This window comes from Acidipropionibacterium virtanenii (assembly GCF_003325455.1).
Lineage (GTDB): Bacteria > Actinomycetota > Actinomycetes > Propionibacteriales > Propionibacteriaceae > Acidipropionibacterium > Acidipropionibacterium virtanenii.
In genome coordinates, this window is record NZ_CP025198.1 from 1,412,269 (window position 1) to 1,426,654 (window position 14,386).

Genomic DNA, 14,386 nt, shown 5'->3' on the forward strand with positions numbered 1-14,386 from the left:
GCGGCTCAACGATCCGGGCGGGCCTGGCCGAACAGGCCCCCCGGGTTGAGCGGCTCGGTGTCCCACTGCTCGCTCAGGCCCTCGGGGCTCCAGCACAGCCGCAGGGTGTGCGGGGTGGTGACCACGGCCAGGTCGATCGTCAGCTCGGCGCCGGACCAGCCACCTGAGGCGGCGATCTCCAGCTCGCCCTCGGGCAGGCGCAGGTGGGTGTGCAGCCATTCGCCGCAGCCCACCCGGACGGCGGCCCTCCGCCCGTCGCTCCGCCGCCAGTCCAGCGTCCAGCCACTGCGCGCGGGGGTGATCGTCACCCGGTCCCCGTCGATCGTGGTGGCCCTCACCGTGCGCGCGGGCGCCGGATCCCCGCCGATCACGGGCACCTCGAGGGTGCGGCGATCCGGTTCGACGTCGTCATTGACACCCGTGGCCCGCGCCTCCAGGGCCGGCCACAGGTGGGTCCAGATGGCGTCCATCACGGGTTGGGCGCCGTCGATGTTGTTGGTGGTGACCACCACGGCGTCGGCCTCAGGAAGGATCAGCGCGAGCTGGCCCATGGCTCCGTCGATCCGGTAGCCGTGGCGCGAGCGCCACACCTGCCAGCCGTATCCCATCCCCCAGTCGGGGCCTGTGACGCCATCGGAGTCGATGTGGCTGACGCGATGTCCGGCGATCCAGTCGGCGGGCAGCAGCCGTCGGCCGGCGTGGACGCCGTCATCGGCCAGCAGCTGGGCGAAACGGGCGAGCTGGTCGGGGCTCAGATGCATGCCGGAGTAGCCCAGCGGGATCCCGTCGAGATCCCGGGTCCAGGGCACCGGACCGATGCCGATCCGATCCAGTACCGGGCCGAGCAGGTCGGCGACGTCACGGCCGGTGGTGCGCGCCACGACGCGCGACAGCATCCAGGTGGCCAGGTTGTTGTAGGCGAAGGCCGTCCCCGGGGCGCTCACCGGCTCGGCGGCCAGGAAGGCCCGGGCCGTCTCCACACCGGTGGGACGCCGGTTCCAGGCCATCGCGGTGGCGACCTCGTCGGCCTGCTGCTGGCTGTGCCCGGTGGCCATCGCCAGGGCGTCGCGGATCCGGATGCGCCGGGCCCGCGGCCCGGCACCGTCGGTGGCCTCGGGCCACAGCTCGGCCAGGGTGTCCTGGTAGCCGAAGGCCCCGTCGGCGACGGCCAGCCCGACCGCCGCCGAGGTGAAGGTCTTCGAGCAGGAGTAGGCCAGGCACGGCTCGTCGCCGCCCCACGGCGCCCAGCGCACGTCGGCCAGGAGCCGGTCGTGCTGTCGGACCAGGAGGCTGTGGGGCCTGGCGCCGGTCCTCTCCACGGCTGTGAGGGTGGCGTCGAGAGCGGTGGTCAGATCCGCGACTGTGGGGGCCATGAGGGAAGGATATGGCCGCCGCGACGATGGTGGGAGCCCGTGTCAGACTTGGGCGCGTGACTGTCCTGATCGAGATCCTGGGCGCCCTGCTGTTCTTCGCGCTCATCATCGTGTCCGTCCTGCTCCACGAGTGCGGGCACTTCATCCCCGCCAAGATATTCGGGGTGAAGGTCACCGAGTACTTCGCCGGCTTCGGGCCGAGGATCTGGTCGACGCGGCGCGGCGAGACCGAGTACGGGTTCAAGTGGATTCCGCTGGGCGGCTATGTGAAGCTGATCGGGATGTATCCGCGCCGTGTCGAACGACGCCGGCAGAATCGGCTGACCAGGCTGGCCGACGAGGCCCACGAGGTGGAGGCCGAGGACATCGGCCCGGGAGACGACGGCAGGATCTTCAGCGACAAGCCCGTGTGGCAACGGCTGGTCATCATGAGCGGGGGCATCCTCACCAACCTGCTGCTGGCCTTCCTCATCTTCTGGGCGGTCTTCGGGATCTACGGGCGCACCGGGCAGACGACGACCGTGGCCGCCGTCCAGGAGTGCGTGATCGCGGCCGATCGCACCGATCAGACATGCCGCACCGGTGATCCGGAGACCCCCGCCCGCCAGATGGGGCTGCGCGGCGGAGACACCATCGTCTCCTTCAACGGCCACGCCATCAGCTCCTGGGATCAGCTCTCCGATCTCATCCGCGCCAACCGGGACAGGCCGGCCGCCCTGGTGGTGGAGCGCAACGGGCAGCGGGTCAGTCTGCCAGTGGCCGACACCCGCCTCAACCAGGTTGCCGACCGGTTGGATCCCGGAAAGACCGTCGAGGCGGGTTTCCTGGGATTCAGCCCCGACACTGAGATCATCCACTCCGGGCCGCTCGACACCGCCGAGCAGATGTGGACCATGTCGAAGCAGGCCCTCTACGCCCTGGTGAGGCTGCCGGTGCTCACCTGGAATGTCGCCGCGGACATGGTCACAGGGCAGGCCCGCGACCTCAACAGCCCGATGAGCATCGTCGGCGCCTCCCGGATGGCCGGGGACGTGGCCGGCGACCGCGAACTGGGGATCGGCGACAAGGTCGCGATCGGCGGCAGCCTGCTGGGCTCCCTCAACCTCTTCCTGTTCTGGCTCAATGTCGTGCCGCTGCCCCCGATGGACGGCGGCCATATCGCCGGGGCCGTCTACGAGTCGATCAAGCGGGCCATCTGGCGGCTGCGGGGCAAGGGCGACCCCGGCCCCGCCGATACCGCCATGATGCTGCCGGTGGCCTGGGCGATCGGCGTCGCGATGGTACTGATGGGGGTCGTGCTCATCGTCGCCGACATCGTCTCACCGGTGAAGATCCTCTGAACCTGGTGGAGAAATCCACTGGGTTCCAATACGCGGTCGAGAAGCGTGGCGGTCCAGACGCCGAAGCGCCATCTCGCCGATCCCTCCTTGGCGGCCTGTCTGCTCGGAGCGGGCAGTGAGCGCCTCCTGGCGGACCTCAACATCCTGGGGTTCCTCTTCGAGTCGCAGGTCGTCCACGACCTGAGGGTCTTTGCGCAGGCGTCGGGTGCGCGTGGCGTGTTCCACTATCGCGATTCGAAGGGGCGCGACGAGATCGACGCCGTGATCGAGGCGAAGGACGGCCGATGGCCGGGCGTCGAGGTGAAGTTGGGCATCGAAGCGGTGGATGCCCGGATTGGTGCGGGGTGAGAGACTGTGCGGTGGATAACGTCGACTTCAGGAGCTGGACCTCGATGAGCGTCAATCTGGGTATGCCCAAACCTCCCGTCCCCACCCTGGCGCCCCGCCGCCGGACCCGCCAGATCCGGGTCGGCGATGTGCTGGTCGGGGGTGACGCCCCCATCTCCGTGCAGTCGATGACGACCACCAAGACCCACGACATCGGGGCCACTCTCCAGCAGATCGCGGCCCTCACCGCGGCCGGATGCGACATCGTACGGGTCGCCTGCCCCACCGACAAGGACGCCGCGGCGCTGCCGATCATCGCCCAGCAGTCTCAGATCCCGGTGATCGCCGACATCCACTTCCAGCCGAAGTACGTCTTCGAGGCCATTGAGGCCGGGTGCGGCGCGGTGCGCGTCAACCCGGGCAATATCCGCAAATTCGACGACCAGATCGCCGACATCTGCAAGTCCGCCACCGAGCACCGGGTGAGCCTGAGGATCGGCGTCAATGCCGGATCACTGGACCCGCGCCTGCTCGCCAAATACGGCTCCCCGACCGCCGAGGCACTCGTGGAGTCGGCCCTGTGGGAGGCCAGCCTCTTCGAGGCCGTCGGCTTCGGCGATTTCAAGATCTCGGTCAAGCATCACGACCCGGTGGTGATGATCAAGGCCTACGAGCAGCTCTCCGAGCAGTGCGACTACCCGCTGCACCTGGGAGTCACCGAGGCCGGCCCCGCCTTCCAGGGCACCATCAAGTCCTCGGTGGCATTCGGCCATCTGCTCGCCGAGGGGATCGGCGACACCATCCGCGTCTCGCTGTCGGCCGATCCGGTCGAGGAGGTCAAGGTCGGCATCAAGATCCTGGAGGCCCTCAACCTGCGCGAACGCGGCCTGGAGATCGTCTCCTGCCCCTCCTGCGGACGATGCCAGGTCGACGTCCTGACGCTGGCCAACCAGGTCACCGACGCCCTCGAGGGTCTCGACGCCCCGCTGCGGGTCGCCGTGATGGGGTGCGTCGTCAACGGTCTGGGGGAGGGCCGCGAGGCCGATCTCGGCGTGGCGGCAGGTAACGGCAAGGGCAAGATCTTCATGCACGGCGAGGTGATCCGGACCGTCCCCGAGCACGAGATCGTCCCGACCATCGTCGAGGAGGCCAACCGCCTCGCCTCACAGATCGGCGAGGCCGGCAGCCCCGCGGTGTCGGTCTCCTGAGATGGGCACCCGGATCCGGGTGCTCGACGACACCGACCTGCCGGCCGCCCGGGAGCTGGCGTCGGCCGATCCCCTCACCAATGTCTTCCTGCTCTCCCGGATGTCCGAGGGCGGCCTTGACCGGTCTCGCCTCGGGTGCCCGGTCCATGGTGCCTGGCAGGGCCGGGAACTGGTCGGGATGCTCCATGCCGGCGCGAACCTGGTGCCCTGCGGGGAACCGGGAGCGGTGGCCCAGCTGGCCTCCCACGTCGGCCCGTGGCGGCGCTCCTCCTCGATCATGGGCCGTTCGGACCTGGTGATGGGACTGCACGCCGAGCTGTCGCGACGGTGGGGCCATCCCTGGTCACGCACCCGCGAGATCCGCGCCCATCAGCCGCTGCTCGTCCTCGACGGAGAACCCGCGATCACCCCGGACCCTCGGGTCCGCAGGATCGACGACGCCGACTTCGACTCGTACTTCCGGGCCGCGGTGGCCATGTACACCGAGGAGGTCGGCGTCTCTCCGATCGACCCGACGCACAGCTACCGCCGGCACATGCGGCAGCTCGTCCGGCGCGGCCAGTGCTTCGGGATCGTCGAGGACGGCCAGGTCCGCTGGAAGTCCGACATCGGCGTCGCGTGGCGCGACGTCTGCCAGATCCAGGGGGTGTGGCTGGATCCCGCACTGCGCGGTCACGGCGCTTCTGCGCGCGCCATGGCAGGCGTGGCCAGGCTGTGCCGTCGCCGCCACAGCACCGTCTCCCTGTACGTCAACGACTTCAACACCCGGGCGCTGAGGATGTACCGGCAGGTCGGCTTCCGCGACGCCGGGGAGATGGCGACCGTCCTCTACTGATCAGCCATGGTGGCCCCCGTCGTGGCCTCCGCCTCCATGGCCGCCGTGCATGGCCAGGATGTCGCGGGGCAGCACGACGAAGGGGCGCATCATGGTGTGGTCCTCGTGGTCGAGGATGTGGCAGTGGTACATGAACTCGCCGGTCGCCCCGCCGAAGCGCCCCAGCACGCTGACGACCTCACCGGGCTGGACCACCCAGGTGTCCTTGGTGCCCCCGGTCACCGGATCGATCGCCGGTCCGGGGCCGGGCACCGGGAGCGGCGACGGGGTCGAGCCGGTGGCCGGATCGAATCCCGGCACGTTGCCCCCCTGCCCCAGTGCCCAGGCGCGGCGCTCGATCATCTGGAACGACGTCATGTGGATGTGCATCGGATGGGCCGGCCCGCCGAGATGGATGACGTTCCACCGGATCCATGCCCCCTCGGCGATCATGATCGTCACGGTGTCGTCGAAGAGCTTCGCCGCGGCTCTGAGCACCAGCGGGCTCTGACCCGGGCCTCCGGCCAGCCGGATGACGTCGTGGGCGCCCACCTGGTGCGGCGGCAGGTCGCTGATGTCGGCCATCTCCCACAACTGGGGGTGGCCGCCGCCCTCGGTTCCGGGCGGGGCCACCACGAGCCAGATCTGCTGCTCGGGGGCGATGACGTCGTGGTGGGGATCGGGGCCCACCACGATCCGGTTGTCGGGCCGCAGCGTCCACCGCTGGTTCGGCGAGAGCTTGGCGGGCAGGGTGAACGAGTCGCGGACCGGGGTGTCGCCGACCCGGATCTGCAGCGCCGTGGCGTCGGCCTGGCCGGGCTGGGGGCGCAGCACCGTCGCGTTCTCGTTGCGCAGTTCGAGGGTGCGACCAGCCAGGGACGCGAGGTTCACCAGCACGTCCATCCGCTCCCCGGGGCCCAGGTTCACCGCTCCGCCGGGAGCGGTGGCCGGGGCTGGAAGCAGTCCGGCATCGGTGCCGATCACCACCAGGGCATCGGGCAGCCGGTGCATGCCGAAGGCGGTCGGGTCGTCGCCGAAGCCGCCATCGGTACGGGCCGGCAGAGGGGCGCTGCCGGCCGGGATGTTCTCCTCGGTGGTGTCGTAGAGGGCCAGCCTCAGGATCCGGGCGTTGGAGGCGTTGAGCAGGCGCAGCCGCTGCCAGCAGGGCTGGGCGCGGTTGGTCGGCCAGATCTTCCCGTTGACGAGCGTGTACGGGCCGGTGACGGGGATCTCCGTCGCCGCATCGCCCTCGCCGATACCCGCCTGCTTGTAGAGCGCCCGCCCGGTCGGGGCGAAGGAGTCGCTCCCGCCGGGTTCGGTCTCCAGGTTGACGTCGCGGATCGCCAGCACCAGCTCCCGGTCGCCCGACAGCAGGCACAGGGCATCCTCGACGTCGTCGCGGATGAGATAGAAACCGGCCAGTCCCGCGTAGACGCTGAAGCGGGTGACCGCCATCGCATGGTCGTGGTACCACAGCGTCGCCGACTCCTGCTCGTTCGGATAGCTGCATCGCGTCCAGCGGCCGGGAAGGGCCACGTTGTGCGCCCATCCGTCGTTGTGGCCGTCGGTGAGGGATCCGTGCAGGTGGACGACGGTGGCCGAGCGGATGGCGTCGGTGCCCGGCAGCATGGGGTAGGCGTTCTCCGGATCATCGTGCCCGTGGCTCTCGTGGGCCTCCATACGACCGCCCGGCAGGTTGGCCAGCCTGACCGTGGCGCCGACGCCGCCCGGCTGGGGTGGCACGCGCACCACGTCGTAGGGCAGTGCCGCGCGCTCGGCGTGCATGGTGGTGACGAGATCGTTGCCCCAGTCGACGCGCACCTCGCGGCCCGATCCCACCACGATGGTCGGTCCGGGAATCGAGCCCTCGTAGGCCCAGACGACGGTCTCGGGAAGGTCGGCGTGCAGCTGCGTCCGTACCGGCCGGGCGCAGATCGGCAGGGGCCGGTCCTCCGGCAGCTGCCGGGCGTCGATGACCGGTGGTTGCGGCAGCTCGTCGCGGAACTTCACCAGGCCCAGTGTCGAGGGCTCCGCGGGGCCGGGCGGAGCCGCGCCCGTCACCGACAGGCTGCGTGGGGCGGTGGGGACGGTGGGCAGTGCCAGGCTGCCGGTCTCGGCGAGAGCGCGCAGCCTGGCCTCGGATTCGGGAACGGGTTCTACAGTCATCACATACTCCTTGTCGGGAGGACGGCGCAGTGATCGGCGTCCCGGTTCGGCATCGAACGGGCGGTAGCAATGTGATCCCCAGAGCGCCGTGTATACACCGCCATGGGTTCAGGCCGGCCGGGGCCCCAGTGGCAGAGACGATCTGCTCGAGGACCACTTCGGCTCGATGGACGTTCTGGAGAAGATCGCCGGCCGGAGCGTCGACCTAGTCGTCACCCGGTCGGTGAGGAATCCGTACTTCATGGCGTCGGCCATGCGTGGTGCAGAGGATTTCTATGCGGCCTGATACCCCGGCCTATTTGTGGGATGCCGCGAGGGCGGCAAGAGCGATTGAGAGCTTTGCCACGGCTCGAAGCCACGAGGAGTTCGGTGGAGGCCTGCTGCTCCTGCGCCAGGACATGGTCCAGATGTGCGCCGCCGACATGTACGGCGTGTCCCAGCCCGCCGTCTCCCGCATCTGGCGACGCATCCTGCCACTCATGGATGAGGCCCTGACCCCGGCCGACGCGTGGAGCTTCATCACCGACTGGCTCGACGCCGACCAGGCCTGGGTGCCCACACCGGGAGGCCGCCACCGCGACATCCTCGGACGGCTCCTCATCGAAGGCGATCTGCGTGGAAACCTCGTCACCGACGCGCACCTGGCAGCGCTCGCCATCGAGCACGGCACCAGGATCTGTTCCTTCGACAGCGACTTCGCCCGTTTCGACGGCCTCGGCTGGATCAACCCCGACCGCCGATAGCGCCATCGCCATGCGGCGGGGCTTGAGGGGACAGGGCGGCTCCCGCGAAACACTGCTGTAACGACGACCACCGGCCGCTGTAACACGACTCGGCCAGCATGTGGCCATGGAGTCACTGCTCGACGGGTATCCGACCTCCCCGCTCATCCACGATGAGTTGCTGGACGGCGACGGCGTCCGTCCCCAGTGCGCCCGGCTGGCCGGGGGATTCGACCGGCTCGGCGTCGAGGAGGTGCGCTCCCGGGCCGCCTACCTGGCCTCCCGCTACGTCGACTCCGGTGTCACCTTCGATCTGGGCGGCACCGAGAAGCCCTTCCCCCTCGACATCATGCCGAGGATCATCGAGGCCTCCGAATGGGACACCATCAGCACCGGCGTGGCTCAGCGCGTCTACACCCTGGAGCGGTTCCTCGGCGACGTCTACGGCTCCGGCCAGGTCTTCGACGACGGCGTCGTGCCCCGCAGGCTGGTGGTCTCCTCGCCCAACTTCGTGCGCCAGGTGGCCGGCTTCGCCCCTGCGAACGGGGTGCGGATCCACGTCGCGGGGATCGATCTCATCCGCGACGGCGACGGCACCATGCGGGTCCTGGAGGACAACGTCCGGATCCCCTCGGGCGTCTCCTACGTCCTCACCAACCGGGCCGCGATGGCCGCCGGCATGCCCGACATCATGCGCCAGCACAATGTGGAGCCGGTCGATGTCTACCCCTCCCGGCTGCGCGCCGCGCTGGAGGCGGCCGCACCCGCCGGGGTCTCGGAACCCAATGTCGTGGTGCTGACCCCCGGCGTCTACAACTCGGCCTACTACGAGCACTCCCTGCTCGCCCGCACCATGGGCGTGCCACTGGTCGAGGGTCCCGATCTGGTGTGCCGCCAGGGCCGGGTCTACGTGCGCACCACATCCGGGCTCAACCGGGTCGACGTCATCTACCGCAGAGTCGACGACGAGTTCATCGATCCGGTGCATTTCCGCCCCGACTCCGTGCTGGGCGCCGCGGGCCTGGTGTCGGCGATCGCCAACGGCGCGGTGACGGTGGCCAACGGGATCGGCAACGGGGTCGCCGACGACAAGCTCATCTACACCTACCTGCCCGATCTCATCCGCTACTACTGCGGCGAGGAACCGGTGCTGCCCAATGTCGACTCCTGGCGGCTGGAGGAGCCCGACTCGCTCGCGGAGGTCCTCGACCGCCTCGACGAGCTCGTCGTCAAACCGGTCGACGGATCCGGAGGCAAGGGCATCATCATGGGCCCCGAGTGCACCGCCGCCCAGCTGGACGCCGCCCGCGCCAGGTTGTGCGCCGACCCGCGCGGATGGATCGCCCAGCCGCTCGTGCAGCTGTCCACCGTCCCCACCTTCGTCGACGACAGGCTGCGCCCCCGACGGGTCGACCTGCGGCCCTTCGCCATCAACGACGGGGACTCCATCTGGGTGCTGCCCGGCGGTCTCACCCGGGTGGCTCTGAGAGAGGGCCAGTTCATCGTCAACTCCTCCCAGGGCGGCGGATCGAAGGACACCTGGGTGCTCGGGGCGCCGGGGGCCCGCAGGCCCGACCGGCCGCCCGCCATCGGTATCCAGGCCGAGGCCCCGCCGCGCCAGGCCGAGCCGCGACTCGCGGCGTCGGGCCCCATGGACCAGCCCGACCGATCGATCTGGGAGGCCCAGCAGGGCCAGCAGCAGCAGACCGGGCCCCGGAGCCGGCCGGATCGCCAGGATCGGGCTGATCGCCGTGCAGAGCAGGGGAAGCCGACATGTTGAGCAGACTGGCGGAGTCCATGTTCTGGATCGGACGCTACCTGGAGCGGGCCGAGGATGTGGCCAGGCTGCTTCGCGTCCACCTTGAGGCGACCGCCGACGAGACCGGCGGCCGCGGCGCCGATTCGGCCGCCCTGCTCGCCAGCATCGGAGCACCACCCGAGACCGGGCACCCGGACGCGTGGCGGATGCTCGGCCACGACGCCGCCTCACCGGTCTCGATCGTCTCGGCGCTGACCAACTGCCGGGCCGCCGCCCGGCGGGCCCGGGAGGTGCTGTCCCTGGAGACCTGGGAGGAGATCAACCGCGCATGGCGGGCCGTCGCCCAGGGCCAGCTGCGCAGCACCTACCAGCAACTGGCGCTGCGCACCGTGCTCGACCACTGCTATGCCGTCACCGGGATCGTCGACTCCACGATGAGCCACGACGAGGGCTGGGACTTCCACTGTCTCGGCCGGATGATCGAGAGGATCGACGTCACCTCCCGGATGGTCTCGGTGGCTCCCGTCGACGACGGCGAGGTCCAGATCATCACGCTGCGGGCCTGCGGCGCCGACCATGCCTTCCTCATCAGCCGGGGCGGGGATCGCAGTCGGGGCGCCGCCGTCGACTTCCTGCTGCGCGACCGGCTGTGCCCCCGATCAGTGGTGCACTGCCTGGCTGAGGCCGAGGACTGCCTGGCCCGTCTCGACACGGGCCGGCGCACCGGCTTCCAATCCGATGCCCAACGCCTGCTCGGGCGAGCCCGCGCCGAGTTCGAGTACCGCTCCGACCAGGCCCTTCTCGAGGGTCTGGGCGAGCAGATGTCCCGGCTCAGCCAGACCTGCCACCGGGCCACCGACGCCCTGTCCGCCCACTACTTCCAAGGGGCCGACGTGGCCTACTGGCATGAGGGATGACGCCATGACCACCACACTGCGCATCCAGCACCGCACCGACGTCCACTACGACGGGCCGGTGTCCCAGAGCTTCGACGAGGTGCGGATGACTCCGCTGTACTCCGAGTCCCAGCTCATCCGGCACACCTCGATCAGCGTGATCCCCCAGCCGTGGCAGTACTCCTACGTCGACTACTGGGGCACGCAGGTGACCTCCTTCGAGATTCACGAACCCCACGAGCGGCTCACCGTCACCGCCGACACCACCCTCGACATCGTCAAGCTGCCCCACGTGGACTCCGGCATGACCCTGCCCCGGGTCGACGCCGGCCATGACCGCTGGTACGAGTACGTCCTCACCTCCCCGGTGACCGAACCCGGCCCCGAGCTGAGGCAGCTCACCGGCGAACTGGTCGACGAGTCCATGACCATCAACCGGGTCGGCCACCTGGTCTCCGAGATGATCCACGACCAGGTGAGATATGTGCCCGGATCGACCCGCGTCGACACCACCGCACAGCAGGCCTGGCGGGCCCGGTCGGGAGTCTGCCAGGACATCGCCCACCTGGTCATCGGCTGCCTGCGAAGCCTGGGGATCCCCACCCGGTACGTCTCCGGGTATGTACTGCCGCGCAGCGAGGCCGAGCCGGGGGAGCCCGTCGAGGCCCAGACGCATGCCTGGGTGCAGTGGTGGGACGGCGAGTGGACGGGTTTCGACCCCACCAACCTCGTCGACTCCGGGGAGAGCCATGCCAGGGTCGGCACCGGACGCGAATATGCCGACGTCGTCCCCTTCAAAGGGGTGTTCACCGGAGCCGGCAGCACCTCCACCTACGAGGCCTCGGTGGTGATGAGGAGGCTGTCCTGAGAGGCGGGACGGAGTTCGGGCAGACTGGCCCCATGACCTCCCAGTCCTCGCCCGCCCCACTGATCTGGCGGGGCATCACCTTCCCGCTGCCGGTGCCTGCCCACCGCCGCAGGCTCTTCATGCCTTCCGCCGGGGCTCCGCGGCGCTACGCCACCGAGCCGCTGCTGCTGGTCAACGTCGACGATCCGGCCGTCACGGCCGCCCGGCTCACCGACCATCGTTGGCACAGGCTGGTGCGCGGCCAACTGTCGGGAGGACGTCAGATGGACAAGGCCACCGAGGCGGCCGTCGATGTGGCACCCGGTCGCGTCACCGTCACGGCCTTCGAGGACGGGCCGGTCATCGAGGCCGACCTCGCCCCGGATCTGGAGCGCGCCGTCGTCAAGAACAAGCGCCTGCTCGTCATCGTCGCCGCACGCCCCACCCTGGAGGATCTGCGCCGGATCCCCAAGCGCCCCGACGCCTTCGTGGAAGCCGTCGAGGAGGCCGTGCTCGGTTCCGGCGCCGGGTACACGGTGGCGGCACGGTAGGATCTGCGCGGATCGTGCCGGGTCACGTCGAAGGGCGGCGGAGGGCCAGGGCGACCGGAAAGGTGAGTCACGTGTTGACCCGCATGTCAGAGCTGTTCGTGCGCACCCTGCGGGAGGATCCCGCGGCCGCCGAGGTGCCCAGTCACCGCTGGCTGGTCCGAGCCGGCTACATCCGCAGGGCTGCGCCCGGCATCTACACCTGGCTTCCGCTGGGGCTGAAGGTGCTGCGCAAGGTGGAGGGCATCGTCCGCTCCGAGATGGACGCCATGGGCGCTCAGGAGGTGCTCTTCCCGGCCCTGCTGCCCGCCGACCCCTACAAGGAGTCCAACCGCTGGGTCGAGTACGGCGACAATCTGTTCCGGCTGCAGGACCGCAAGGGCGTCGACATGCTGCTCGGGCCCACTCACGAGGAGATGTTCACCCTCCTGGTCAAGGACCTGTACTCGTCCTACAAGGACCTGCCGCTGGCCATCTACCAGATCCAGACCAAGTACCGGGACGAGGCCCGGCCGCGCGCCGGCATCCTGCGCGGCCGCGAATTCGTGATGAAGGACTCCTACTCCTTCGACGTCGACGACGAGGGCCTGGACGCCTCCTACAACAAGCACCGTGACGCCTACATCAGGATCTTCGACCGGCTCGGCTTCGACTACGCCATCGTCAAGGCGATGTCCGGCCCGATGGGCGGCTCGCGCTCCGAGGAGTTCCTGGCCGTCGCCGAGAACGGCGAGGACACCTTTGTGCGCTCCCCGGGCGGCTACGCCGCCAACGTGGAGGCCGTGCGGATCGCCGCCCCCGAGCCCCTCGACTTCTCCGGTGCGCCCGCCCCCGAGATCGTCCACACCCCCGGCGTGCCGACCATCGAGACACTCGTGGCGATGGCCAACGAGATCAAGCCGCGTGCGGACCGGCCGTGGCGGGGCTGCGACACCCTCAAGAACGTCGTCTTCATGGTCACCGGCCCCGACGGCACCCGTGAACCGCTGGCGATCGGGCTGCCCGGCGACCGCGAGGTCGATGAGAAGCGGCTGGAGGCGGCCCTCGACCCGGCGGTCGCCGAACCCTTCACCGACGACGACTTCGCCGCCCACCCCGAACTGGCGAAGGGATACATCGGCCCGCGGGCGCTCGGCGAGAAGAACGCCTCCGGGGTGCGCTACCTCGTCGATCCGAGGGTCGTCACCGGCACCGCCTGGATCACCGGCGCCGACGAGAAGGACCACCACGTCTTCAACCTGGTGGCGGGCCGTGACTTCACCCCGGACGGCGTCATCGACGTCGCCGAGATCCGCGAGGGCGACCCGGCCCCCGACGGATCGGGGCCGCTCACCCTGGCCCGCGGCATCGAGATGGGCCACATCTTCCAGCTCGGCCGCAAGTACGCCGAGGCGCTGGGGCTGAAGGTGCTCGACCGCAACGGCAAACTGGTCACCGTGACCATGGGCTCCTACGGCATCGGGGTCTCCCGCGCCGTGGCCGCCGTGGCCGAGTACACCTGCGACGACAAGGGCCTGTCATGGCCCCGCGAACTGGCCCCTTTCGACGTCCACGTGCTGGCCACCGGCAAGGGGGCCGACGTCCTCGACGAGGCCGAACGGATCGCCGGAGACCTCCAGGACGCCGGGCTCGAGGTGCTGCTGGACGACCGCAAGGCCTCGCCCGGGGTCAAGTTCGCCGACTCCGAGGTGCTCGGCATGCCCACCTCCGTGGTGGTGGGCCGCAGCCTGAAGGACGGCGTCGTGGAGATCCGCGACCGCCGCTCCGGTACCAGGCGGGAGGTGCCCGTGGCCGACGCCGTGGCAGAGATCCTCGCCGAGGTCCGCGGCTGAGAGTCGGCGGTGCGGCGTCACCGAGCCCGGTGACGCCGCACCGCCGACCTGTTGTTGCAGCGTGTGGAGCAGTACCGCTGGCGCCCGTTGCGCGAGGTGTCGGCGAAGATCCTGTCGCAGTCGATCGCGGCGCACCGGCCCAGGCGATCCATCCCGCGACCGGTCAGGTGCAGGGCGGTGCCCACACTGACCAGGGTGCCGAGCATGCCGGCGAAGACGACGTCGTCGTCGCGGTAGTGCAGGTGCCAGCCCTGGTCGTCATGGCGGACCAGGCGCGGGTGACTCGACCACCTGTCCAGCAGATCGTTGAGGAGTCTCGCGCGGGTGGGCTCGTCGGGGGAGTCGACCACGGCGACCCACTCGGCGAGCAGCCCGCGCACACCCTCGACATCTCCGCTGGAGACCGGGCGATCGACGTTGAGCCCGGCAGCCGTGCAGCGCTCCTCGAGCTCGACGGGGGAGTGCGGCGGATCATTGGCCAGATCGGCGGCCAGGTTGACCGGACCGGCACCGTAAGGGTTGAGAAGCACAAACCGATTACATCACAGTGGTGA

Annotated in this window: 13 protein-coding genes; 10 read left to right on the forward strand and 3 right to left on the reverse strand. The window is 69.8% G+C overall.

All coding sequences use genetic code 11. The features are described from left to right. Nucleotides 1–5 precede the first annotated feature (5 nt). Nucleotides 6–1,373: a serine hydrolase domain-containing protein gene (locus JS278_RS06500; RefSeq protein WP_245935225.1), complete on the reverse strand. Its 1,368-nt coding sequence runs from the start codon at nucleotides 1,371–1,373 to the stop codon at nucleotides 6–8. A 56-nt stretch (nucleotides 1,374–1,429) separates the two neighbouring features. Here JS278_RS06500 and JS278_RS06505 point away from each other — a divergent pair, with 56 nt between their 5' ends. The 4 genes from JS278_RS06505 to JS278_RS06520 are packed head-to-tail and all read left to right on the forward strand — an operon-like array spanning nucleotide 1,430 to nucleotide 5,083. Further along, nucleotides 1,430–2,713 carry a M50 family metallopeptidase gene (locus JS278_RS06505; RefSeq protein WP_114046169.1) on the forward strand — a complete coding sequence of 428 codons (1,284 nt, stop codon included), beginning with the start codon at nucleotides 1,430–1,432 and terminating at the stop codon, nucleotides 2,711–2,713. A 45-nt stretch (nucleotides 2,714–2,758) separates the two neighbouring features. Further along, nucleotides 2,759–3,061: a DUF4143 domain-containing protein gene (locus JS278_RS06510; RefSeq protein WP_245935226.1), complete on the forward strand. Its 303-nt coding sequence runs from the start codon at nucleotides 2,759–2,761 to the stop codon at nucleotides 3,059–3,061. Nucleotides 3,062–3,105: 44 nt separating this feature from the next. Beyond that, nucleotides 3,106–4,248, forward strand: a complete 1,143-nt coding sequence (gene ispG, locus JS278_RS06515; RefSeq protein WP_114046170.1) for a flavodoxin-dependent (E)-4-hydroxy-3-methylbut-2-enyl-diphosphate synthase — start codon at nucleotides 3,106–3,108, stop codon at nucleotides 4,246–4,248. A 1-nt stretch (nucleotide 4,249) separates the two neighbouring features. After that, nucleotides 4,250–5,083, forward strand: coding sequence for a GNAT family N-acetyltransferase (locus JS278_RS06520; RefSeq protein WP_114044467.1), 834 nt, complete (start codon nucleotides 4,250–4,252; stop codon nucleotides 5,081–5,083). Here the strand turns inward: JS278_RS06520 and JS278_RS06525 are convergent, their stop codons facing one another. Continuing rightward, nucleotides 5,084–7,228, reverse strand: coding sequence for a multicopper oxidase family protein (locus JS278_RS06525; protein WP_114044468.1), 2,145 nt, complete (start codon nucleotides 7,226–7,228; stop codon nucleotides 5,084–5,086). It lies immediately after the preceding gene. A gap of 275 nt (nucleotides 7,229–7,503) precedes the next feature. Here JS278_RS06525 and JS278_RS06530 point away from each other — a divergent pair, with 275 nt between their 5' ends. From JS278_RS06530 to JS278_RS06555, 6 genes are all read left to right on the forward strand, one after another. Further along, nucleotides 7,504–7,971, forward strand: a complete 468-nt coding sequence (locus JS278_RS06530) for a PIN domain-containing protein (protein WP_245935227.1) — start codon at nucleotides 7,504–7,506, stop codon at nucleotides 7,969–7,971. A 106-nt stretch (nucleotides 7,972–8,077) separates the two neighbouring features. Beyond that, nucleotides 8,078–9,730, forward strand: coding sequence for a circularly permuted type 2 ATP-grasp protein (locus tag JS278_RS06535; RefSeq protein WP_245935228.1), 1,653 nt, complete (start codon nucleotides 8,078–8,080; stop codon nucleotides 9,728–9,730). Continuing rightward, nucleotides 9,724–10,626 carry an alpha-E domain-containing protein gene (locus tag JS278_RS06540; protein WP_114044469.1) on the forward strand — a complete coding sequence of 301 codons (903 nt, stop codon included), beginning with the start codon at nucleotides 9,724–9,726 and terminating at the stop codon, nucleotides 10,624–10,626. Before JS278_RS06535 ends, JS278_RS06540 begins: the two co-directional genes overlap by 7 nt. 4 nt (nucleotides 10,627–10,630) lie before the next feature. Then, nucleotides 10,631–11,473, forward strand: a complete 843-nt coding sequence (locus JS278_RS06545) for a transglutaminase family protein (protein ID WP_114044470.1) — start codon at nucleotides 10,631–10,633, stop codon at nucleotides 11,471–11,473. 32 nt (nucleotides 11,474–11,505) lie between these two features. Beyond that, nucleotides 11,506–12,003 (forward strand): hypothetical protein, encoded by a 498-nt coding sequence (locus JS278_RS06550; protein ID WP_114044471.1) that lies wholly within the window; start codon nucleotides 11,506–11,508, stop codon nucleotides 12,001–12,003. 83 nt (nucleotides 12,004–12,086) lie between these two features. Next, complete coding sequence (locus JS278_RS06555) at nucleotides 12,087–13,832, forward strand: proline--tRNA ligase (RefSeq protein ID WP_114044472.1); 1,746 nt, start codon at nucleotides 12,087–12,089, stop codon at nucleotides 13,830–13,832. Between the two features lie 17 nt (nucleotides 13,833–13,849). Here JS278_RS06555 and JS278_RS06560 read toward each other — a convergent pair whose 3' ends face one another. Beyond that, the gene (locus JS278_RS06560; RefSeq protein ID WP_114044473.1) at nucleotides 13,850–14,362 is read right to left on the reverse strand and encodes a CGNR zinc finger domain-containing protein; all 513 of its coding nucleotides are present in this window, start codon (nucleotides 14,360–14,362) and stop codon (nucleotides 13,850–13,852) included. Nucleotides 14,363–14,386 lie beyond the last annotated feature (24 nt).

Coding starts and splice junctions, on each gene's coding strand:
- JS278_RS06555 (WP_114044472.1), top strand. CDS start 12,087: ATGTCAGAGCTGTTCGTGCGCACCCTGCGGGAGGATCCCGCGGCCGCC.
- JS278_RS06530 (WP_245935227.1), top strand. CDS start 7,504: ATGCGGCCTGATACCCCGGCCTATTTGTGGGATGCCGCGAGGGCGGCA.
- JS278_RS06500 (WP_245935225.1), bottom strand. CDS start 1,373: ATGGCCCCCACAGTCGCGGATCTGACCACCGCTCTCGACGCCACCCTC.
- JS278_RS06520 (WP_114044467.1), top strand. CDS start 4,250: ATGGGCACCCGGATCCGGGTGCTCGACGACACCGACCTGCCGGCCGCC.
- JS278_RS06535 (WP_245935228.1), top strand. CDS start 8,078: ATGGAGTCACTGCTCGACGGGTATCCGACCTCCCCGCTCATCCACGAT.
- JS278_RS06545 (WP_114044470.1), top strand. CDS start 10,631: ATGACCACCACACTGCGCATCCAGCACCGCACCGACGTCCACTACGAC.
- JS278_RS06550 (WP_114044471.1), top strand. CDS start 11,506: ATGACCTCCCAGTCCTCGCCCGCCCCACTGATCTGGCGGGGCATCACC.
- ispG (WP_114046170.1), top strand. CDS start 3,106: ATGAGCGTCAATCTGGGTATGCCCAAACCTCCCGTCCCCACCCTGGCG.
- JS278_RS06525 (WP_114044468.1), bottom strand. CDS start 7,228: ATGACTGTAGAACCCGTTCCCGAATCCGAGGCCAGGCTGCGCGCTCTC.
- JS278_RS06540 (WP_114044469.1), top strand. CDS start 9,724: ATGTTGAGCAGACTGGCGGAGTCCATGTTCTGGATCGGACGCTACCTG.